A 23237-nucleotide genomic window follows, 5' to 3' on the forward strand; every position below is an offset into this window, starting at 1 on the left:
ACACTTTTTTAAACATCTCAATGGTGCAATTTCACTTTTTTTAGTACAATGGGGATATCGTTTCTTACGACAGAAAGTGTGGGTATGTTATGAGCCAACAGAAAACTCCTCCAGCATACGGAGGTCAAGCACTTATAGAAGGTGTAATGTTCGGTGGAAAGAAGGATACGGTGACAGCCATTCGCCGGAAAGATGATACGATCGAATACTACCATGTACCGAGAGAATCACATCCTATACGCACTAAATTAAAAAAAATCCCTTTCATTCGGGGTATTGTCGCGCTAATTGAATCGGCTGGTAATGGTTCTAAGCATTTGACGTTTGCAAGTGACCGCTACGATGTGATGCCTGGCGAAGAAGAAGAACATGCAAAAGAAGAGACGTCGAAACTAGTAATGGTTCTTGGAGTGGCGGCAGTCGGAGTATTATCGTTCATTTTTGGTAAGTTCGTCTTTACACTCGTTCCCGTTTTCTTAGCGGAGTTATTTCAATCGGTAGCACCTAGCAAAACGGCACAAATTATGATCGAAAGCTTCTTTAAACTCTTCTTGTTACTGACGTATATTGGATTGATTTCTATGACACCGCTAATCAAGCGGGTTTTCCAATATCATGGCGCAGAGCATAAAGTCATCAATAACTACGAAAGTAATATGGAAATGACAGTAGAAAACGTACAGTCGCAATCTCGATTGCATTATCGATGCGGTAGCAGTTTCATTTTGTTCACAGTCATCGTCGGAATGTTCATCTACTTCTTAGTTCCAACCGATCCACTTTGGTTACGCGTCCTCAATCGGATTTTGTTAATTCCGGTAGTGCTCGGCATATCATTTGAAGTATTACAGTTGACGAATGCGGTGCGCAACGTACCGGTACTTCGTTATCTAGGCTACCCTGGGCTTTGGTTGCAATTACTAACAACAAAAGAGCCAGACGACAAGCAAGTAGAAGTTGCAATTGCTTCTTTCGAAAAATTATTAGATGTGGAACAACATGGAGTTGGTGTGTTGCATCCTCAAGTTGCAGCAGAAACAGAAGAAACCAATGAGCCGAAACCTCTTCTGTCATAAAATTAAACAAAGAGCCTCGAATGTGTTTTTACATATTCGAGGCTCTTACCTTTTCTACAAAATTTTGCACACCAGTAAAAAGGTCCTTAGCACATTCGCTAAGGACCTCTTCACTATTGTTCGCTTACAATCGCCGGGACTTGTTTTGATTGAATGACTTTCAGTATGTAAAACACACCGATCGCAGCTGAAACTGCAATTCCCGTGCCTACAGATACGGCATAGTCGAGATGCAGACCTTCAGGAGCATACATCCAGTACGTCACGACAACAGCGGTCATGAACATTGCAGGAATGCCCGCAATCCAATGGGCTCGTTTTTCTCTGATTAAGAAAGATGTTGCCGTCCAAAGCATGACCGCTGCTACTAATTGATTCGTACCGCCAACATAACGCCACAAGAACGAGTAGTCGATTGTCGATAGATAGAACATCGGTACGCCTAATAGCAATGTAGTAGCCAAAACCACCCACTTTTTATTGGGATTCAACCACTTGGAAGTCGCTTCAGTAAAAATCATACGTGCTGAACGAAGAGCTGTATCGCCTGTTGTAATCGGTAAAATAATAACACCTAAAATAGCTAACATTCCACCAAACGAACCAAGTAATGTGCTCGAAATTTCATTTACTGCACCTGCTGGACCACCCGCAGCCAGAGCGCCTTGTAATCCTGCCGTACCACCAAAGAATGTCATGCCCGCTGCAGCCCATACCATTGCGATGATACCTTCCGCAATCATTGCGCCATAAAATACTTTCCGGCCCTCCGACTCTTTTTTCATCGTTCTAGAAACAATTGGACTTTGTGTACAATGGAATCCAGAAATAGCTCCACAAGAAATCGTCACCATTAACAACGGCCAAATTGGCAACTCTCCAGGATGTAAGTTCTGTAAAGTTAAATTCGGGATTTTCTCAGGTCCAAATAATAAAGCCCCACCAATCCCAACTGCCATAACGATCAACACTACTCCAAACACCGGGTATAAACGACCTATAATTTTATTGATTGGCAAAATAGCTGCCAACACGAAGTAACCAAATATAATAATTAATGACACGATAAATGAGAGCGGTGTAATGGATGAAATAAGTTGCGCCGGCCCCGCAGTGAAGGCAGCCGCTACAAGAACCATTAAAACAATTGAAATCACATTGATGAAACGTCTGGCGATATCACCTAAATACTCTCCCACAATTTTAGGGAATTGAGCACCACCGTGTTTCAGTGACAACATTCCAGAAAAATAATCATGGACAGCTCCTGCAAAAATACTACCGAACACAATCCAAATGAATGCAACAGGTCCATATAACGCACCTGCAATCGCCCCGAATATCGGACCTAAACCTGCGATGTTCAGTAATTGGATGAGCCAGCCTTTCCACCAGCTCATCGGCACGTAATCCATCCCATCAGCCTGTGTATAGGCGGGCGTTTTCCTTGCATCGTCAATCACAAATACCTTTTCGACCACTTTTGAATACGTTAGATAACCTATAACTAGCAAGACGATGGATGATAAAAATGTCAGCATGCAACCCCTACTTTCCCGTCTTTTAATATATTTGTCTGATTGATTAATAATGAATCAAACAATTTTTTCTAGTATATAATAGTTTGAAAATTATATCAACATAGACTTTTAGAATAATTTAACTTTTTTTCCTACTACATTTACTTCTAAAAGAAGATTGTGAAATTTTACCTATGAAAGCACGAAACCCCAAATGCATAAGCATTCGGGGTTTCGTTAGTATTAAATTATAATCCGCACTTCAATTGCGCTTGGCAATTGGTACACGTGTTACATCCACCTATTTCTTCTACTGTACCTTGTCGGCAAACTGGACATGTGTCGCCCACTTCTGAACCGATCGTGACGTTTGTCGAACGCAATGCTTGGATCGTATTTACGAGCACAACTTTCGGCTGATCTGTCACTTCAACTACTTCTTCTGTATCCGGAATATTATCTTCCGCTTTCAGAGTCAGTACTTGTGCATCGCGGCTACCGTCGACGTATACTGTACCGCCTTTCGCCCCGCCTTTATACAATCTCTCATACACACTTTCAACTTGTTCCACTGTATAGCCGCGTGGTGCGTTAACTGTTTTAGAGATCGAACTGTCGATCCAGCGCTGAATGATACATTGCACGTCCGCATGCGCTTCCGGTGCTAATTCCATTGAAGAAATAAACCAATCAGGCAATTGATTTGGATCAGCATCAGGATTAGCCTGCAAATACTCTTCTACAATCGCCGCTTTTACTTCGATGAATTTACCTAAGCGTCCGCTACGGTAATATGTGAATGAGAAATAAGGCTCTAATCCAGTTGAAACCCCTACCATGGTTCCAGTGGATCCAGTTGGCGCAACAGTCAATAAGTGAGAGTTTCTGATTCCATGTTCCAAAATCGATTCGCGGATATCTTCCGGCATGCGCTTCATAAAGCCAGAATTAATGAAAGCCTGACGTAATGCTTTCGTTTCTTCATCCGTTTGACCAATAAGGAATGGGAAACTTCCTTTTTCTTTCGCCAATTCAATCGATTCGCGGTAAGCAGTTGTCGCAATTGCTTCAAATACTTCATCCACTAATTGATTTCCTTCAGGCGAGCCGTATTCTTTTTCACAGTAGATGTGAAGATCAGCAAGCCCCATCACACCCAGACCTACACGGCGTTCTCCAAGGGCTTGTACTTTATTATCTTCAAGGAAGTACGGTGTAGCGTCGATGACGTTATCTTGCATACGTACACCAGTCCGTACCGTCTCTCTCAACTTTTCAAAGTTAACCGTCTTCGTATTTTTGTCTGCCATCTCAGCAAGATTGACAGCAGCCAAATTACAGACAGAATATGGTGCAAGTGGTTGTTCACCACACGGATTTGTTGCTACAACTTGCTGTCCGTACGCTTTTGCATTCGTGTCGTCATTTGCATTATCAATAAAGAAAATGCCTGGTTCCGCTGAATACGTTGCACAAATATTAATTAAATCCCATAGTGCACGAGCTTTAATTGTACGATACACACGCACTTCGTGACCTAGACGTTCCCATTCGCGTACATCGCCAACTTCATGCCACTGTTCATTATAATACTTCATTTGTTCAGGAGAATAATTTTCGACTGCGGGGAAACGCAAATCGTAATCCGCGTCTTCTTCCACCGCTTTCATGAAGTCATCCGTTAAGGTTACGGAAATATTCGCTCCTGTCAGGAATTCTGGATTATGAACGGTGTACGTTCCGCCATCTTGCAGCTTCAGCTCAGCGTCACGGATAATCGCTGCGTTAAAACCACCTTGACCTGGAATTTGTTTATAGTTTGTGATGCCTTGATACATCGCTTCTTCTTGTGCTGTCAACGGTTTGAAATTCAGTTTCTCATCTGCCAGCTTCTTGATCATTTCGTCTTCTGTGTTTTCGATCAAATAGCGCAAAATTCGCGGATTCTGCATTTTGGAGATGATGAATTCATAAATGTCCGGGTGCCAGTTTGATAACATAATCATCTGTGCCCCACGTCTTGATCCGCCCTGCTCAACCAAATGAGTCAATTTCGCAATATCATCCAACCAGGAAACCGATCCGGATGACTTACCGTTGACACCACGTGCCAACGTGTTGCGTGGACGTAATGTCGAACCGTTCGTTCCTACACCGCCACCACGACTCATGATCTCCATCACTTGCTTACGGTGATCGGATATCCCTTCGCGGGAATCGGGCACAAACGGCATTACATAACAGTTAAAGAACGTGACATCCGTGTCTGATCCTGCGCCATACAGTACACGACCAGCCGGAATGAAGTTCAATGCCTTCAACTGATCATAGAACATGTTATACGACTGCGTTCTTCTATCTTCCGTCTTTTCAACAGAAGCAAGTCCTGTCGCATTACGTTTTGCAATCTGCTCGTAGAACACTTCTAGCGGCTTCTCAAGCACTTCAAGGGGACGTGTAACTATACCTTTTTGCTGCTCGTCTATATCGTCGATTGATGAACGATATTCTGGTTCAATCCAGATCTCCGCTTTCCCGTTCGCTTGATCAAGTTTCGTAATATAACCTAACCCACGAGCGGGAAACTTTGGATCTTCTCTCACTGTTAGAACGACAAAATCGCCTTCTTTCAGTGTCTTCTTTTCCATATCTTTAAATGAATATCGATCGATCATTACTAGACGCGATACTCCACTATGTGTTAGCTTCATATCCTCCGTAACCGGGTGAACTTGAGGGAACTTCGCAATATCCTCATTCAATTGTTGTTTATCGAGCATCGGTTCGCCTTGCTTCGACATCGTAACCATATAACATCCTCCTCATAACGCTACAAACACTATATATAGTGTTTGTCTTATTAAATAATCTACTACATATTGAATAGTATATCAATCGACATTTATTCTTCAAAAACATAAAATCATTGATATCACGACATTTCGACAAAAAAAATAAAACCAAAGTACCAATTTTATTTTTTAAAATTCCAGTCATCATTCGCATATTTATCTTTCTCGATTTGGCGGACTAAAGCGAGCTGTTCATGCGTTAATTCTAGAGGTTCCAATGAAATATCGAGCGACGTTTCAAACCCTTTAGAAAAGGCTTGTTTGCATTCCTCCACTGAAATCTCTCGGTCCGTCAATCGGTCAATCGCAATTGCACGGTCTGGTAATGTTTTACGTACACGTTCTTTCAATGCGGGTGATGAATACGTGAAAATAGACGTCAATTTATCGACATCTAAGCTCATCAAAATTGCTCCATGTTGCAAAATCACGCCTTTTTGACGCGTTTGTGCACTACCCGCAACCTTTTTACCTTCGACAACGAGTTCATACCAGCTCGGTGCATCAAAACAAACACCGCTCTTTGGGCTACGCAATTGCTCCGTAACGTCTTGATCTGGAATCGAGAACTCTGCCTGAAGTCCGAGATTACGGAAGCCTTGCAGCAATCCACCAGAAATCACACGGTATGCTTCGGTTACTGTTTCCGGCATATCGGGATACTGCTCGCTCACAATGACACTGTATGTAAGCTCATGTTCATGCAAGACACCGCGGCCACCTGTTGGTCTTCGGACAAATCCGAGCCCTAGTTCTTTTACTTTTTCCATATCGATATCTTTTTCAATACGTTGGAAGTACCCGATAGATAATGTAGCGGGTTCCCACTCATAAAAACGTAGAACTGGCCCGATTTCTCCTCGGCTATGTAAGTCAAGAAGCGCTTCATCGAGCGCCATATTGAAGGAAGGACTACATTTTCCAGAGTCTACATAATGCCATACGGCTTTTGTCATAATCTATTCTCCTTCGTGTTTATACTCCACCTATAGTATAGGAAGTCGTCAATGAAAAAAACAATAACGCATTTCATTTTATCATTAGGATTGAACTGATGCCAGATAATCTTTATAATAGAGATATTGATGAAGGGGGAAGTTTTTTTGAGTTATTATATTTTAGGAGCAGCTGTGCTCGCGGTCATTTTGTATTTCGTCATCACATACATACGGGTCGGAAAAGCATTGACTACATTAACGCAAGAAGAGTTTATTAAAGGTTATCGCAAAGCACAATTGATCGACGTGCGCGAACCAAAAGATTTCGATGCTGGACATATTTTAGGTGCACGGAATATTCCATTTACACAGTTCACGCAGCGCTATAAGGAAATCCGCCCCGACAAACCCGTTTATCTTTATGACCAAAACACAAGCCGTACAGGCCGTGCTGCGTTATTCTTGAAGAAAAAAGGTTGTACAGAAATCTACCAGCTACGCGGTGGATTTAAAAAGTGGTCAGGTAAAATCAAAACAAAATAATCATTGCGGATCCTCCTTTTTAAGGAGGATCTACTTATTTATAGGGAGAGTGTTAAATTAATGAAACCATCTTTTTTAATTCCACTACAGTCCGCACAATACGAGAAGCTGACACATTATCAATATTATGGCGTCGTCATTGAAGCGATTCTAGACGCACTTCAACAACGTTCACCGGCTGATTGGAAAATTATCCAAGTGGATGAGTTTTCTTCTTATACAGAAACCATGCTTCCTGAGTTGATTCATCGTAAACAATTGCCTTACGAATCACTTAGTCATATTTACGCCACATTGCCGACACAAAAAATTCAACAAGACGTATCAACTGATGCTTTTTCCTTACAAGGTGCTGAAACAATCGACAATCAGTTGCTATTCTTTCCTGAACATCAAATTGCCATCGCCAACATTAGCTATTATGTCGCAACCGGCTCTACTTGGTCAGAACATACTGTATTCGCGCCATCGGCCAGTCACGTCAAAGATTTCATCGAAGTGCTCAATCAACTTCAACGAGACGCGATGAAAACGAATATTACGTACTTAGTGGATACCGAAGAAGGTATGGAAAAAAAGACGTATGGCGCCGGCGCACAAATTGAGCGCAGTGACGTTCTGCTGGATGAAAGTTTGAAGAATGATCTATTTCGTTCTATCGATGAATTCTTCCGAGATGGCGGGGCTTTCTTTAAAGAATACGGACTACCATATAAAAGAGGAATCTTGCTGTATGGATCTCCCGGTAACGGTAAAACGACACTCGTACGTTCCATTACCGGAACAACTGACGCACCTGTTGTCTATTGGCAAATCACGGAATTCACAGGGAGTCATTCCGTACAAGAAGTGTTCAATACAGTCGAACGGCTCGCACCCGCTATCCTTGTAATCGAAGACATCGATTCCATGCCGGAACATATGAGAAGCACATTTCTAAACATCCTAGATGGCGTACATGTCCGTGATGGTTTATTCATCATCGGGACGACTAATTACCCTGAACGCATCGACCCTGCCCTCATCAACCGTGCAGGCCGCTTTGACAGCACATATGAAATCAAGTCTCCGACACTGGAAGTCCGTAGGTTATACATGGAAAAACTGGATCGCAAAAAGATACTTTCTCTAGAACAAGTGGAGGAAATAGCCAAGCAGACAAAAGGCCTTTCTGTATCACAGTTGAATGAATTATATATGTCAATTGCGCTCACCTACCATTATGAGGCGAATATTCAATATGAAGAACGAATCCGTCAGTTGCAGAAGCAACATAGACAAACTACTCGACATGACTGGGAAACCGATTCAACAATTGGTTATTAAGACGCAAAAGAGGTTGCCTTGAATCTTTCAAGGCAACCTCTTTTGCTTGATTGTGAATAGGTTTACGCAAAGTCACTCATTCTAGTTATTGATTTTTATCCAGCTACTTCTAGCTTTCGTCAGGTCAACTATTATTTTGTTATAAGCCCCTACCTTCGCGCCAAATAGAAGCTCATTGCCTTTAAGGACTGTCATAATTTGTATATTAAGCAATTATTTATTATGACAAATATCTAATAGTACGTTTCTTTTATTCACGAAGATTTAAAAATAAAACAACACTCGTGTCGATTAAAGGATTATTTTATCCTACCTAATATAATTGAATTTTCAATCATCATACACATTTATGTCATAATCTATAAACAATATAGGAGTCAGTCAAAAAGCGACACACTTTTCAATTCGCTTTATATATGATAAGAAAGTTGCTTCCAACCTAGCAAGTTAACCGCTACATGACGTGAAGCGTAATATATATTACGGAGGAAAAAATGATTAAAACTATTGAAAGAAACTTACTATTGTTTAGAATTGAAGTAAAAAGAATTATCATGTATAAGAAAGCTGAATTCTTAGGAATCGCACATCCGAGCGTTGTAAAAAGCAGCCAACGACTAGATAGCTTATTGAACAGAGTACAAGGAATTTATTCTTAACTATTGAAGTTACATCTATAGTATCAATAATAGTTCCAAAGAAAAGACAGTTCCCGTTTTGGAACTGTCTTTTTGTATTGTCTGAAACATTGTCATTCAACACTTCAATAAAATCCGACATTCACGATCACTTGATTTTATGGAAATCGCTTGGCTGCCCATTGCGTGAAGAAAATAGTTTAGTAAATACCAGTTATGTTCGCTTTACTACCTTTCTATAATCCATATGGAGTGCAAAGCTTAATAGCAATAATACACTTACCATTGAGAGAGGAATCATCCATAGATTGTCTGCCGTTGTATAAAGGCCTAAAAACATTATGCCGATCGCAATCATCGGAGCCGATATATAATAAGGTTTTGCATTATAAAACCATCCGTACGTAAAAAAGTGCGCCCCTGTAATAATAGCAAATATCATAATTGCATCCTGTGGACTTTTTAACATACTCCAAAAAAGTATCGGAAAATAGAGAATCTGTGCTAGATTCAAATATAACCCTAGACTACCTAAGGCGTTATTTTTAAATTTCCAATCGGCCTTTAGTATATATGAAATACCAACTGAGAGAGGGAACATTAAACCTGTCGAAAAAAGCATTCCTATATTTTTCTGCGTTATTTCTAATGACTGCATAAATATAATGGTAATAATCAACCAAATCACACTAGCAGATAGGATAAATGAGATCCCATTTCTCCCTTTAATCGATAAATCATTTTTCATCTCATATATCGTCAAAGAAATCTTCCACCTTTCCTCTTCTCTTGTAAAACAGTATTGCTAAATTAGGCAAAGTATATCTAGTACACGTACTCCGCTCTATAGTTTTTCTGTATTTGGATAGATTTCTTTAATAAAAGCCGCAGATTGTTCTATTAATTTCTTTAATATCTCTATTTCAACATCCGCGATTTTGTTGATATATATACAAGATTTACCTGTTGTGTGTTTCCCAAAATCTTTTAACAGTTTCTCTCGCTGTTCATTTTCAAGCGTTACATATAAACTAATTTTAGCTTTTCGTGGGGAAAAACCTACGATTGGCGCGTCCCCTTCATGACCAGAACTATATTTGTAATGATATTTGCCAAAACCTATAATACTCGGTCCCCACATTTTAGCTTTATACCCCGTCGTCTCGGTGAAGATATCCAGTAAACTAAAAGCATCTTCACGCTTTCTAAGTTGATCAATGTTCTCAATAAATTCAATAACACTACTATCGGTTTCTTTAGTTTTTAATTCGTACATTGAATTATCTCCATTCTACTATTTTTTGGTTTGCGCGAAATTCATCATGATTTCTAGATCATAATGCCAGAAAGGACGACTGATTACAGCACTGGTATCCTCTATTGATTTTATGGAAACGTCATTGCACTGTCGTCCCGTTGACGTTAGTATCACACATATCCCTTTGTATTATTTAAATACCAGAAAAATTAATCTTTTTTACAAGCACTTTCCTAATCGTCGCGTCTATAAACAGATTATCTAACATGAATAATGCTTCATCTTTCATTATGTTTTATTAAAGATACCAGTAACAGGTAGCATTCTCAATCCGCTTGTGGAAAGGACGATTAAAGTGTATATTTTAACTACTAATAATCATAGCTGTCTTAGGAATATATAACTAAGCCACTTCGATTATTGCAGAGGGTTCGTAACCATCCCCTCTAAAAACAAAACTATGGAGGAATGTAGAGTGAGTAAAGCAGTTGTAGTATTTAGTGGCGGACAAGATTCTACCACTTGCCTGTTATGGGCAATGGAAGAATTCGACGAAGTAGAAACCGTCACATTTTTGTATGGGCAAAGACATAAGTTAGAAGTTGATTGCGCTACAAAAATCGCGAAAGACTTAGGTGTTAAACAAAAGATCATTCAAATGGACGTTCTCAATCAGTTAACTTCGAACGCATTGACCCGAGATGGTATGCAAATTGAAGTAGAAGAAGGAAGTGTACCCAATACATTTGTAGAGGGACGGAATCACATATTTCTTTCATTTGCGGCAATCTATGCTAAAACTGTTGGGGCAAAAGCGATTATTACCGGTGTAAGTGAGACAGATTTTAGTGGATACCCTGATTGCCGGGATGAGTTTATTCGTTCATTGAATACGACTTTGAATTTAGCAATGGACTATCCATTTGATTTGATCACTCCTTTAATGTGGAAAGACAAAGCAGAAGTTTGGGCAATGGCCGATCAAATGGGACGGCTGAAATATATTCGAGAGAACACGCTAACTTGCTATAATGGTGTTATTGCAGATGGTTGCAAGGAATGCCCCGCTTGCCAGTTGAGAAATGATGGGTTAGCGAAATACTTACAAGGACAGCACGTCTCATGATCCGAATTACGATTTATTTACTATCTATCATTCTTGCCAATGTCATTACAGCACGATTTGCTCCACTTGAACTTGGTCCATTAATTATCCCCTACGGTACTTTGTTCATTGGATTAACACTTGTCATGAGAGATATGGTCCAAAACAGATTCGGAAGACGTCAAACATACATATTGATTGCAGTCGCACTGTTATTATCCGCTGTTACCAGTCATTTATTAGGAGATCAATTATGGATCGTCTTTGCAAGTACGCTTAGTTTTATTGTTTCAGAAACAGCAGATACTGAAATTTATACCCGCTTTAAATTACCTTTTGTAAAAAGAGTACTGTTCTCGGGTGTGGTGGCTGGCTTTTTAGACTCAAGTTTATTTGTAATTATTGGAATTGGTCCACTAGGGCTTAACTTCGTCCCGTGGGAGTTAGTTCCATATGCAATACTCGGACAATGGATAGCGAAAGTGTTGATGCAGTTGATCGTTGCCGGGGGGATTAGACAAGTTGTGATTAAGTTAAATATATATGAACCAAATATTTCAGAAGCACATTAAAAGGAGTTTGGAAAATGCCAGAAAACAGTAAAAACAGCCTTACATTACTCGGAAATCAAGAGACAACATATAACTATGAATATGATCCAGACGTTTTAGAAACGTTTGAGAATCAACATCAAAGCAATGATTACTTTGTTAAATTTAACATTCCTGAATTCACTAGCCTTTGTCCAATCACTGGCCAACCTGACTTTGCTACCATCTATATATCCTATATTCCTGATGTGAAAATGGTAGAAAGTAAATCATTAAAGCTATACATGTTCAGTTTCAGAAACCATCCAGGTTTTCATGAAGATTGCGCAAATCTGATTATGAAAGACTTAATTCATTTAATGGAACCACGATATATTGAAGTGTGGGCCAAGTTCACTCCGCGTGGCGGAATCTCCATTGATCCGTATTGTAATTACGGAAAACCTGGAACGTATTTCGAACAAATGGCTAAAGAAAGACTTTTTCAACATGATATATATCCCGAGAAGATAGATAATAGATAATTTTTTATGCCAGGCACAGAGACAATTTGAAAATGTCTCCATGCCTGGCATTTTACTATACTAACCGAATCACATGTCAAAAAAGCTATACTACTATAAATCCTTTCTGAGCCCTTCCACTAAAATGTATTCTTTTTTATTCCTTAATGTAAATGAGCGGGCTTTTTATCATCACTTATACATACAGTATAAGTGAGATGTGAAGTTTTCATCATCATATACTAATAAACGGAGGGAATTTCTTGAAAGATGAATCGGCAAACGAAAATATGAATAGAGAAAAGAATCGAAAAGTTCAGCAGTTGGAACAATTTAAAGTTGACAATAGAGGGAAAAAGCTTACGACCAATCAAGGAGTGAAAGTGTCCAATGATGAAGAGTCATTGAAAGCAGGAGTACGTGGGCCTACATTAATGGAAGGAATTCATTTAAAAGAAAAACTCATGCACTTTGACCGTGAACGGATTCCTGAGCGGGTTGTTCATGCGAGAGGATATGCAGCACACGGTGAGTTTGAGTTATATGAATCAATGAAAGACTATACAACAGCTGCCTTTCTCCAGAAAGCAGGACAGAAGACACCTGTTTTCACACGCTTTTCTAACGTAGCAGGAAATTTAGGATCTGTTGATACAGCAAGGGATGTCCGAGGTTTTGCGGTGAAGTTTTATACAGAAGAAGGAAATTACGACTTGGTGGGAAATAATTTACCTGTGTTTTTTGTTCAAGACAGCATGAAATTTCCCGATCTTGTTCATGCAGTAAAACCTGAACCGGACACAGATATGCCCCAAGCAGCTTCAGCTCACGATACGTTTTGGGATTTCATAGCTAACAATCAAGAATCCGCCCATATGGTGATGTGGCAAATGTCAGACCGGACCATTCCTAGAAGTTGGCGAATGATGGAAGGCTTTGGTGTCCATACATTCCGGCTGATTAATAGTGAAGGTCAAGCTAGTTTCGTAAAATTTCATTGGAAACCAATACTCGGCGTGCATTCATTAGTATGGGATGAAGCGCAGAAAATCGCTGGAAAAAATGCAGATTTCCAGCGCAAAGATCTATGGGAATGTATTGATAAAGGATATTTTGCTGAATATGAATTCGGCGTTCAATTGATTGCAGAAGAAGATGAATTCATGTTTGATTTTGATATTCTCGATGCAACAAAACTGTGGCCCGAAGAGATCGTGCCTGTTAAAATCATTGGGAAAATGACGTTAAATCAAAACGTAACAAACGTCTTTGCTGAAACCGAACAAGCCGCTTTCCATCCTGGTAACGTAGTGCCCGGAATAGATTTCACTAATGATCCACTTTTACAGGGCAGACTTTTATCCTACCTCGATACCCAACTATACCGTCTCGGTGGACCAAACTTTACAGAAATACCGATTAATCGTGCAGTCTGTCCATTCCATAACAATCAGAGAAATGGATTCAACCGACAGCGCATTGATGTCGGCAAAGTAAGTTATCATAAAAATTCTTTGGCTGATAATACGCCTGCCACTTCCACAGCAAAAGAAGGCGGATTTGTTCACTATGCTGAAAAAGTGGAAGGGCGCATCATTCAAGCACGGAGCGAATCATTCAAGGATCACTTTTCTCAAGCCCGACTTTTCTGGAATAGTATGTCACCGCCCGAAAAACAACATATTATTAACGCGTTTAGTTTTGAAATTGGAAAAGTGAATAGTATAAGTATTAGACAACAAGTAGTGGATATGTTCGCTAACGTTGATCAGAAAATGGCTACCATAATCGCAAACAATGTAGGAGTTAATAAACCAACTGGTGAACAAGTCAAAGTTACAGCGTCATCCCCTGCGCTGAGCCAGGAAAATACTCCCCGCTACCCATACAGTTTGAAGGTCGGTATTCTCATTGGTGACGGATTTTCTGACGAGGAAGTGAAATCGACAATTGAACATCTAGCAAAGTATGGAGTTTGGGTATATACAATTGGTGAAAAACTTGGTACGGTGAGAGGAAAGAACGGCCTGGAGATTCATGTCAATGAAACGTTTTTGACTACAGCCCCCGTTTTATTCGATTCTCTTTATGTAGTAGGCGGAAACGCAGCGGATCAAGCAAAGTTCAATTCGGATAGCGTCTATTTCATCAATGAGGCATTCAGACATTATAAACCGATTAGCGTTGCCAAAAGCGGAAACGCTATTTTCACAGCATCTGACGCAAAAAAGGGACCTGGTATTGTGTTTGCGGAAAATAACGCTACTTTTAACGATGATTTTATACTCGCTATTACCCAGCAACGTTTTTGGAAACGAGATATTTACTAATTCTTCCTGGAAAGAAGCGTCACTCTGAATGATGAGTGACGCTTCTTTATATTCTAATCCCTTATTATTTCTTTCAAAATACAACATATTAATAAGATTACGTTGTCATTTACGAAAAGATAGAAACCTTAAGCCTTTTGCGCTTACATATGTCGTGCTTTTCATTACCTGGGAAATTAAGAGTCTAGATGAACTATATATTTGATTCGTTAGGTCTTTATTTTATAGTCCGATCGAAAACAGAATGACTGCTAAGGCTGCGCCTAGTATTGGTACAACGACAGACAAAGCTCCAAATGCCGGATATGCGTCTTTATGTGTTTCGCCAGCAATAGATCGAATTGTTGTTACAACATATCCCCCTTGAGGAAGTGAATCCAACGACCCTGAAGAGATGGATACCGTTCTATGCAATGCTTCGGGATCTACACCTAGATCTAAATAGTGTGGTGCTAATAGTGGCAAAGCAATTGCTTGTCCACCTGACGATGAACCGGTTAATCCAGCAATGACTGCTACCGCAAGCGCTCCACCGATTAAGGGACTTCCCGGAATATCTGTCATGACATTTACTGCCGCATCAAAAGCCGGCGTCGCCTTGACTACCCCGCCAAAACCAACGACTGCAGCTGTATTAGCAATAGCAATAACTGCACCCATCGCACCTTCTCCTACTGCATGACCAAAATTTTGGAAGTACTTTTTATTCAAAATAAATGTTGCTAATATACCGCCACTTAAAGAGATAATTAGTGCCGAGGTTCCAAGAGATTTGTGCAATAATAACGTGATTCCAAGAACTACTACTAATGGAATCATACTCAGTATTGGATTCGGAAGAGCTCTTTGCATATCTACTTCCTTATCCGTATCTCTTGCAACAAACCTTTCCCCTTTGGATACAGCTTTGGAAATCATTCGCTTCAGCCACCAATAGCCGAACAAGAACATGAAGACTGCTACGAGAATACTGACTTCCCATCCCGCATATGGACTCGTTCCAAGGAACTCAATTGGAATCCAGTTTTGAATTTCAGGAGATCCTGCAGATGTCATCGTAAATGTTGTAGAACCAAATGCTAGTGCAGCTGGAATGAATCGTCTTGGCAAGTCAGCTTGTTTGAACAGACTTAACGCCATCGGATAGACCGAGAACGCAACAACAAACAAACTTACCCCGCCATACGTTAACACTGCACAAGCGATAACGACCGCTAACGCTGCTCTTTTCATACCAATTTTACTGACAATCCACTTTGAAATACTATCGGCACCACCACTATCTTCCATAACTTTACCGAATATAGCTCCAGTTAAGAACATTAAATACCAGGAAGCAATAAATCCTGTGAATCCACCCATATAGTTGGTTAAGAAATTAACCGCGCCTTCTTCTGCCAACTGTGGGAAAAGCGGGATGCCATTCATAATTGCGATCAACAGTGCGGTAATGGGTGCCGCAATGAGAAGGTTCATACCTCTCATTGTTAAATAAATCAAGATCGCAAGTCCCCCAAAAAGGCCGATCATTCCTAACATACTCATTCCTCCTAATTACCTTGTTCCTTTATTACGTACTTTATTATTTGCTATAACGATCTACACGTAGTTGCGCTTGTCTAGCATGTCCTTCAAAGTTCTCTAGAAGACAAAGGCGTGCTGCGTACTCACCGATATATGCAGAGGCTTCAGGAGTTACCTTCTGATAAGTGACCGTTTTGATGAATTTTCCAACCCACAATCCGCCTGTGTAACGAGCAGCTCCCTTAGTCGGCAAAGTATGGTTTGTTCCAATTACTTTATCTCCGTATGCTACATTCGTCTCCGGTCCCAAGAACAAGCAGCCGTAGTTCGTCATGTGCTCTAGGAAGTAATCGGGATTCTCTGTTAAAATCTCCACATGTTCGAATGCTAGGCGATCTGCTTCGATCCGTGCCTCTTCAATAGAATCCACAACCAATATTTGACCATAATCTTCCCAAGACACACTTGCTACGTCTGCTGTTGGAAGTGTTTCCAACTGACGTTCAATTTCTTTAATTGTTTCGTGTGCAAGTTCTTCTGAAGTCGTAATCAACGCTCCAGGAGAAGTAGGTCCATGCTCTCCTTGACCAAGAAGATCAATTGCAATCATTTCTGCATCTGCTGTATGGTCTGCTACAACCAGTGTCTCTGTTGGGCCTGCAAACAAATCAATTCCTACGCGACCGTATAATTGTCGCTTCGCTTCAGCAACAAATGCATTACCCGGTCCGACAATCATATCGACAGATTCAATTGTTTCTGTCCCGATAGCCATTGCCCCCATCGCTTGAATGCCACCAAGTAAATAAATTTCGTCTGCACCTGCTAAATACATTGCCGCAATGGTCGCTTTTGGAATTTCGCCATTGATTGGTGGTGTACAGGCAATGACCCGCTTCACTCCTGCAACTTTTGCAGTCAATACACTCATATGTGCAGATGCAACCATCGGATAGCTTCCACCCGGTATATAACAACCTACGCTGTTTACTGGAATATTTTTATGTCCTAGAATAACACCAGGAATATTTTCCACTTCCACATTGTGCAAAGAAGCAAGCTGCGCTTCTGCAAACGCTTTTATATTAGTTTGAGCAAATTTAATGTCTTCGATTACACTGTCAGGCACTTGCGCAACAATTTCTTTAATTTCTGATTCACTAAGTCTGAAGGATTCTGGGGACCATTTATCAAATTTCTCCGAAAGTTCACGTACCGCTTGATCTCCACGATTTTCCACTGCTTTTAACGCCTCAGAAACTATTTCAGATACCTTCGTATCATTTGCTACTACTTCTTCTTGTGTTTTACCCGCTTTGATTACTTTTACCATGATTTTGCCTCCTATTTTTAAACGCTTACATTTTGTTTGATCTACACACTAACTTGGGTAATATTTAGAATGCGTATGCGAATTCCGTTTTGCATACGTATGCAAATAACTCTACGTTAAAATAATAGTCTAAATATTCGTCAAAGTCAACAACTTTATGTAGTTTTTCTTTCTATCAATTTGCCATCCACTTCTATCGTTTGCACAGATCCTGTATAAGATGTCACTTCTTCCAGCAAATACGTTACGGTTGCTTCAATCATTTCTTCAATAGGCTGTTCCCATGTCGTCAATTCGTATGCAGGCCAAGAAGCCATACCGATATTATCAAATCCAACTACCCTTGTGTATTCAGGTACTCGGATTTCATGTTTGCGAAGTGCATCTAATACCCCTAGTGCCATAATATCATTCGCCACGAATATAGCAGATGGTAATTGATTCTCTTCAATCAGAGTGGTAGCTGTGTTATATCCCCCTTCATACGTATAGTCCGAACTATACGTGCGATACACAATATTTTGCTGATCCAAGACTTCGCAAAAACCTTTTTTACGTTCTATACTTGTAGAGGTATCTTCATTTCCCGTGATCAATACTAGTTCCATGGACCCTTTTGCAATTAAAAAGTAAGCAATAGAACGTCCAGCTTCTAAATTATTGCAACTTACTGAATGAAAAACTTCAGTCTTAGGCTTTCTATTAAAAAAAACAAGAGGTATGTGATTCTTTTTGAATTCATTTCCAACTGTTTCTGATATCGTAGCATCTGTTACAACTACGCCCGCTACATTATAGTTAAGTAATGTTTCCACATCTTCCTCTTGAATTTCATCATTATTAGTGGAGACAAATAAGATGCTATAACCTTGCTGTTTGAAGATTGAACTAAATCGTTTTAATACGTGTGTATAGAATGGATTGTGAACACTTTTCATCACAAGTCCAATAATTTTAGACTGGTTTGTTATTAGACTTCTGGCATATACGTTGGGACGATAGCCGAGCTCTGCCGCTGCCTCAAGAACCCGTTTTCTAGTTTTAGCCGAAACAGAAGCACCTTCAAAATATACTCTTGAAACCGACGATTGTGAAACGCCCGCTAGCTTAGCAACATCCATCGCCGTTACCGTTTCTCTCATTTAATTCAATCCTTTGCAATGATTTTAATTTTATGTGTTATTCTCAATACTGTTTTTTATTTTATTCAATTTAGTAAATTATATAGTATATATTCAAAGATTTAAAATGAAACTTTTTAGTGGCTAGTTCACACTAACAATTCGTTTACTTTTTATAGAAATTGTATGGTACTGAAAATGATGATCCGCAATGTATTCGCTTATAGCCACTTTTTATTCTATACACTGTAAGTTTCTAATCACTTGAAACGTTCTCGTTAGCCTGTTAAATGCTATATCAACAGAATAATTGAAAGATGAAAAACTGCCAGGTACCAACACAGTCCTCATGTGCTCGTACCTGGCAGTTTTATGTGTAATTTTCTAAAGCACTTCGGCTAAAGTGACTTTACTTGTTAACGTAAAGAGCCTTCTGCTTCCGGAATATTATTCATGTCAATAGCGTTCAATTTACAGAAATAGCTCATAAACTCTTGCGCTTCTTTGATTTGCTCTTCATCCGTTTTTAATGCAATAATATCGTTTAAAATTTGAGCAGTCCAAATATTATCAAAATAACGGAATGTACCTGAATTCCATGAAGTACGATCAGGATAGTTCTTATTTTTATAGTAATTCCAGAAAAGCATTTTCTCAGCTTCTTCTTCAGTAAGTTGAATTCTATATTCAGGGTGGGTAGGCACCAAACCATCCTCACCGATACTTCCAGTAAACGTATCACCAACCATGAAGAGACCAATAATAGTTCTTTCAGTTTCTGCTTGATCTGCGGTTCTAACAGTTAGAACACCTGCACTGTTCGGACGCAAACGAGTCACCGGGTTAGGTAATCCTTTATTCTTCCCACTTTGTATACTTCCAGTCGATATCTCCCAGTCGCCAAGTACTTCTGACTGTCTTTCTTTATCTAACCAGAAAACAATTTGTGAACTTTCATGAATTTTATGGTTCTTTAATATTTCTCTACGCTGCTGCTCAAGCACCTGGATAGCCTTTTCTTCTTTACGCTTCTTTTCCAATATTTTTTCTTCTGCTTTTCGTTCCACAAAGACCTTCTCTAAAGACTCTGCCATACTTCGATTGTTTAACGTAATAAAATTCTCGAATGCATCGGGATAGACAAATCTTTTAAGATCCTTATTAAAATCAACAGTGATGAATGACTCCTCGTGTTCCACAATATTTCCCTCACCAAACACGTTATGAGTAATTTCTTCATTAATTAAATTCACTAGCCAATCTCCTCCTATAAATTCCTTGATAAATACTTTACAGCAAATCTAATTAAAACATTCTGTGTTTTCACACTTTATTTCATTGAAATGGAACAACCCATTTTTCGAATTCAAAAAAAGGCGCCCTTCATTCCTTGCTGGAATAAGTTGCGCAGGATTGTTACAGCCGTCCTGATTACTTGTACATATACAGTATAACACATTGTTAGAAATTTCTCAAATTTACGGTTGACACGGATCATTTGTTTATCGTATAATATACGATTTTGATTTTACAAGACTGTGTTTAGAACTAGTTTTAGTCTTAATAGTATTGATATGTAGGCTTCACATATTGCAGGATATCTCCATGATTCATGAAGTTTATCACATATATAAATCGAATCATTAATTCTCCTTCAACTAACTATGCACTCTTAATATAGTATTCTTCAAACGGAACATGTATAACAGAAGAGTTATTAAATGGTTAAATTATTTGCAATTCAAAGAGCACCGCTAACTTTTAGCGGCGCTCCATTCAATCTATTTTATTATTGTACCGTTTCTTCTACTGGTGATTGTTCTTTTATATAACGCAACACCGGCTTACGTGCTGCCTTTGTTTCATCTAGGCGGCCGATGACTGTTGTATGTGGTGCTTCTTGAACGATTTCAGGATTTTCTTCTACTTCTTTGGCGATTTGAATCATCGCTTCAATGAAGTTATCCAACGTTTCTTTTGATTCTGTTTCTGTCGGCTCGATCATCATGGCTTCTTCCACGTTCAAAGGGAAATAGATTGTTGGCGGATGATAACCAAAGTCTAGCAAACGCTTCGCCATATCGAGTGTACGTGCGCCAAGTTTCTTCTGACGACGACCGGATAAAACAAATTCGTGTTTACAGTGCTGTGTATAGGGAAGATCAAAGTATGGTTCTAGGCGACGCATCATATAGTTGGCATTAAGCACTGCGTATTCCGTAACCGCTTTTAAGCCGTCTGGACCCATTGAACGAATATACGTATATGCACGTAGGTAAATACCGAAGTTTCCGTAGTACGGCTTCACACGACCAATGGATTGTGGCACGTCATAGTTCAATATGAAGCGATCATCTACTTTTTCAACAACAGGTTTTGGCATGAAAGCAGCCAATTCCTCCGTTACTCCAACTGGACCTGAACCTGGTCCGCCACCACCGTGAGGGCCTGTGAACGTCTTATGCAAGTTCAAGTGAACCGCATCAAAGCCCATGTCGCCAGGGCGTGCTTTAGACATAACCGCATTCAAGTTCGCTCCGTCATAATACAGCTTTCCGCCTACTCCATGAACCACTGCCGCCATTTCTAAGATATCTTCTTCGAAAAGACCAAGCGTGTTCGGATTCGTCAACATCAACGCTGCCGTGTCAGGACCTACTTTTGATTTCAAATCTTCAAGATCTACTAAGCCTTTTTCATTCGACTTCACTGTCACGGTATCAAAGCCAGCAACCGTTGCAGAAGCCGGGTTTGTTCCATGAGCGGAGTCGGGTACAAGTACTTTCGTACGCTGCGTATCACCATTCGCTTCATGGAAAGCACGAATCATCATCAATGCTGTCCACTCTCCGTGCGCGCCTGCTGCAGGTTGTAATGTAACTTGTGGCATACCCGTGATTTCAGCCAAGTGTTCTTGCAAATCGTACACTACTTCAAGTGCACCTTGTACAGTAGATTCGTCTTGCAGCGGGTGAACGCGTGCGAATCCTGGGAAACGTGCTACTGCTTCGTTGATCTTCGGATTGTATTTCATCGTACAAGAACCTAATGGATAGAATCCTGTGTCGACACCGTGATTACGATTGGACAATGCAGTATAGTGACGCATGATGTCCAACTCAGATACTTCGGGCAGTTCTGCTTCTTCCGTACGAATTACACCTTGAGATAAAATGGATGTAACATCTACTTCAGGTACATCTAATTCAGGTAAGCTATAACCGATTCGGCCAGGTTGGGATAGTTCAAAAATGAGTGATTGATTGTCCTTATGCATGGATAGCCTCCAGTTCTTGCACGTATGCATCGATTTCTTCTTTCGTACGTTGTTCTGTAACAGCGATCAGTGCGTGATTCGCTAGACTTTCATCTACTAGACTTAGATCATATCCACCAATAATTCCTTGTTCAAGCAGGCGTTTATTGACATCTTTAATAGGTGATTTACAATCCACTACAAGTTCATTAAAATGCGCAGAACCAAATTTCACTTCGAATCCAGCTTTTTCAAATGCTTGTTTCGCGTAGGCCGTTTTCGCGATGTTCTGATATGCGATTTCTTTAATTCCTTCCTTACCAAGAGCTGTCATCGCAACAGATGCCGCAAGAGCGTTCAGAGCTTGGTTCGAACAAATATTGGATGTTGCTTTGTCACGACGAATATGTTGCTCACGCGCCTGCAATGTCAGTACGTATCCTCTACGCCCTTGATCGTCATTCGTCTCACCAACTAGACGGCCAGGAACTTTACGCATCAACTTTTTCGATACTGCGAAATATCCACAATGTGGTCCACCGAATGATTCTGCGATTCCGAATGGTTGTGCATCTCCAACTGTAATATCCGCTCCAAGCGCTCCAGGCGGTGTCAATAGCCCCAGTGCAAGTGGATTTGCTGAGACGATCGATAGTGCACCATTGTCATGTGCAATATCGCTGATTGCCTGAAGGTCCTCTACTTGTCCGTAGAAGTTCGGATATTGAACGAGTACTGCTGCAGTCTCATCATCAATCAGTTCTTTTAGCTTATCGATATCCGTTACACCGTTTGTATGTGGGATCGTTACGACTTCAATGTATTGTCCGTCAGCGTATGATTTCACGACTGCGTGTGATTCATTGTGAACAGTAGCGGACACAAGTAACTTCTTACGGCGCGTATGCCCTGCAGCAAGTGTTCCTGCTTCTGCAAGTGCCGTTCCTCCGTCGTACATGGAAGAGTTCGCTAGTTCCATCCCTGTCAATTCACAGATCATCGTCTGGAATTCGAAAATCGCCTGTAACTCACCTTGTGAAATTTCGGGCTGGTATGGTGTGTACGCTGTATAAAACTCAGAACGTGAAATGACATGATCTACGATAATCGGACGATAGTGATCATAAACTCCCGCTCCTAGGAACGATGCATACTCTTGAGCGTTGACATTTTTCGCAGCCAAACGCCCCAGTTCTTTTAGGAGAGATGTTTCGGATTTGGCTGGTTTAATTTGATATTCGCCTTTAAAACGTACCTTTTCCGGAATATCCGAGAAAAGTTCATCAATGGAAGAAACGCCGATTGTTTCGAGCATATCTTTCTGGTCTTGCTCCGTCATAGGTAGATAACGATGCTTCATAAT

The 23237-nt window shown here is 40.2% G+C and carries 19 protein-coding genes; 8 read left to right on the forward strand and 11 right to left on the reverse strand.

The features are described 5' to 3' along the window. The first annotated feature begins 89 nt into the window (after nt 1-89). Nucleotides 90-1076, forward strand: coding sequence for a DUF1385 domain-containing protein (locus CSV70_RS10815; RefSeq protein WP_099628919.1), 987 nt, complete (start codon nt 90-92; stop codon nt 1074-1076). 113 nt (nt 1077-1189) lie between these two features. Here the strand turns inward: CSV70_RS10815 and CSV70_RS10820 are convergent, their stop codons facing one another. From CSV70_RS10820 to CSV70_RS10830, 3 genes are all read right to left on the reverse strand, one after another. Next, on the reverse strand, nt 1190-2617 hold the full coding sequence (locus CSV70_RS10820) for a carbon starvation CstA family protein (RefSeq protein ID WP_085130463.1): 1428 nt from the start codon (nt 2615-2617) through the stop codon (nt 1190-1192). Nucleotides 2618-2844: 227 nt separating this feature from the next. Further along, nucleotides 2845-5406, reverse strand: coding sequence for a vitamin B12-dependent ribonucleotide reductase (locus CSV70_RS10825; protein ID WP_099628920.1), 2562 nt, complete (start codon nt 5404-5406; stop codon nt 2845-2847). 164 nt (nt 5407-5570) lie between these two features. After that, the gene (locus tag CSV70_RS10830) at nt 5571-6404 is read right to left on the reverse strand and encodes a lipoate--protein ligase family protein (RefSeq protein ID WP_085130459.1); all 834 of its coding nucleotides are present in this window, start codon (nt 6402-6404) and stop codon (nt 5571-5573) included. Nucleotides 6405-6533: 129 nt separating this feature from the next. Here CSV70_RS10830 and CSV70_RS10835 point away from each other — a divergent pair, with 129 nt between their 5' ends. From CSV70_RS10835 to CSV70_RS10845, 3 genes are all read left to right on the forward strand, one after another. Continuing rightward, nucleotides 6534-6929 carry a rhodanese-like domain-containing protein gene (locus CSV70_RS10835; protein WP_099628921.1) on the forward strand — a complete coding sequence of 132 codons (396 nt, stop codon included), beginning with the start codon at nt 6534-6536 and terminating at the stop codon, nt 6927-6929. 60 nt (nt 6930-6989) lie between these two features. Then, on the forward strand, nt 6990-8255 hold the full coding sequence (locus CSV70_RS10840; protein WP_099628922.1) for an AAA family ATPase: 1266 nt from the start codon (nt 6990-6992) through the stop codon (nt 8253-8255). 494 nt (nt 8256-8749) lie between these two features. After that, complete coding sequence (locus CSV70_RS10845) at nt 8750-8914, forward strand: aspartyl-phosphate phosphatase Spo0E family protein (RefSeq protein ID WP_085130453.1); 165 nt, start codon at nt 8750-8752, stop codon at nt 8912-8914. Nucleotides 8915-9107: 193 nt separating this feature from the next. Here the strand turns inward: CSV70_RS10845 and CSV70_RS10850 are convergent, their stop codons facing one another. Together CSV70_RS10850 and CSV70_RS10855 are read right to left on the reverse strand one after the other, a co-directional pair. After that, nucleotides 9108-9656, reverse strand: coding sequence for a DUF7010 family protein (locus tag CSV70_RS10850; protein ID WP_085130450.1), 549 nt, complete (start codon nt 9654-9656; stop codon nt 9108-9110). 81 nt (nt 9657-9737) lie between these two features. Continuing rightward, on the reverse strand, nt 9738-10169 hold the full coding sequence (locus CSV70_RS10855; protein ID WP_085130448.1) for a DUF1801 domain-containing protein: 432 nt from the start codon (nt 10167-10169) through the stop codon (nt 9738-9740). 442 nt (nt 10170-10611) lie between these two features. Between CSV70_RS10855 and queC the strand changes: the two genes are divergently transcribed. The 4 genes from queC to CSV70_RS10875 all read left to right on the forward strand — a co-directional run bounded on the left by queC (nt 10612) and on the right by CSV70_RS10875 (nt 14640). Continuing rightward, nucleotides 10612-11277: a 7-cyano-7-deazaguanine synthase QueC gene (gene queC / locus CSV70_RS10860; RefSeq protein WP_085130446.1), complete on the forward strand. Its 666-nt coding sequence runs from the start codon at nt 10612-10614 to the stop codon at nt 11275-11277. Then, on the forward strand, nt 11277-11828 hold the full coding sequence (locus CSV70_RS10865; protein ID WP_085133510.1) for a VUT family protein: 552 nt from the start codon (nt 11277-11279) through the stop codon (nt 11826-11828). Before queC ends, CSV70_RS10865 begins: the two co-directional genes overlap by 1 nt. 14 nt (nt 11829-11842) lie before the next feature. After that, nucleotides 11843-12331: a preQ(1) synthase gene (gene queF, locus CSV70_RS10870; RefSeq protein ID WP_085130444.1), complete on the forward strand. Its 489-nt coding sequence runs from the start codon at nt 11843-11845 to the stop codon at nt 12329-12331. A 269-nt stretch (nt 12332-12600) separates the two neighbouring features. Next, nucleotides 12601-14640 (forward strand): catalase, encoded by a 2040-nt coding sequence (locus CSV70_RS10875; protein WP_199092922.1) that lies wholly within the window; start codon nt 12601-12603, stop codon nt 14638-14640. Between the two features lie 222 nt (nt 14641-14862). Here the strand turns inward: CSV70_RS10875 and CSV70_RS10880 are convergent, their stop codons facing one another. From CSV70_RS10880 to gcvPA, 6 genes are all read right to left on the reverse strand, one after another. Further along, the gene (locus CSV70_RS10880; RefSeq protein WP_085130440.1) at nt 14863-16179 is read right to left on the reverse strand and encodes a GntP family permease; all 1317 of its coding nucleotides are present in this window, start codon (nt 16177-16179) and stop codon (nt 14863-14865) included. Between the two features lie 43 nt (nt 16180-16222). Next, nucleotides 16223-17497, reverse strand: a complete 1275-nt coding sequence (gene hisD, locus CSV70_RS10885) for a histidinol dehydrogenase (protein ID WP_099628923.1) — start codon at nt 17495-17497, stop codon at nt 16223-16225. Nucleotides 17498-17652: 155 nt separating this feature from the next. Further along, nucleotides 17653-18639: a LacI family DNA-binding transcriptional regulator gene (locus tag CSV70_RS10890; protein WP_099626535.1), complete on the reverse strand. Its 987-nt coding sequence runs from the start codon at nt 18637-18639 to the stop codon at nt 17653-17655. A gap of 395 nt (nt 18640-19034) precedes the next feature. After that, nucleotides 19035-19871, reverse strand: a complete 837-nt coding sequence (locus tag CSV70_RS10895) for a malate synthase (protein ID WP_099626534.1) — start codon at nt 19869-19871, stop codon at nt 19035-19037. A 536-nt stretch (nt 19872-20407) separates the two neighbouring features. Continuing rightward, nucleotides 20408-21895, reverse strand: coding sequence for an aminomethyl-transferring glycine dehydrogenase subunit GcvPB (gene gcvPB, locus CSV70_RS10900; protein WP_099626533.1), 1488 nt, complete (start codon nt 21893-21895; stop codon nt 20408-20410). Then, nucleotides 21888-23234 (reverse strand): aminomethyl-transferring glycine dehydrogenase subunit GcvPA, encoded by a 1347-nt coding sequence (gene gcvPA, locus CSV70_RS10905; RefSeq protein ID WP_099626532.1) that lies wholly within the window; start codon nt 23232-23234, stop codon nt 21888-21890. Before gcvPA ends, gcvPB begins: the two co-directional genes overlap by 8 nt. Nucleotides 23235-23237: the final 3 nt, after the last annotated feature.

The organism is Sporosarcina sp. P25, assembly GCF_002743235.1.
Taxonomy (GTDB): Bacteria; Bacillota; Bacilli; order Bacillales_A; family Planococcaceae; genus Sporosarcina; species Sporosarcina ureae_B.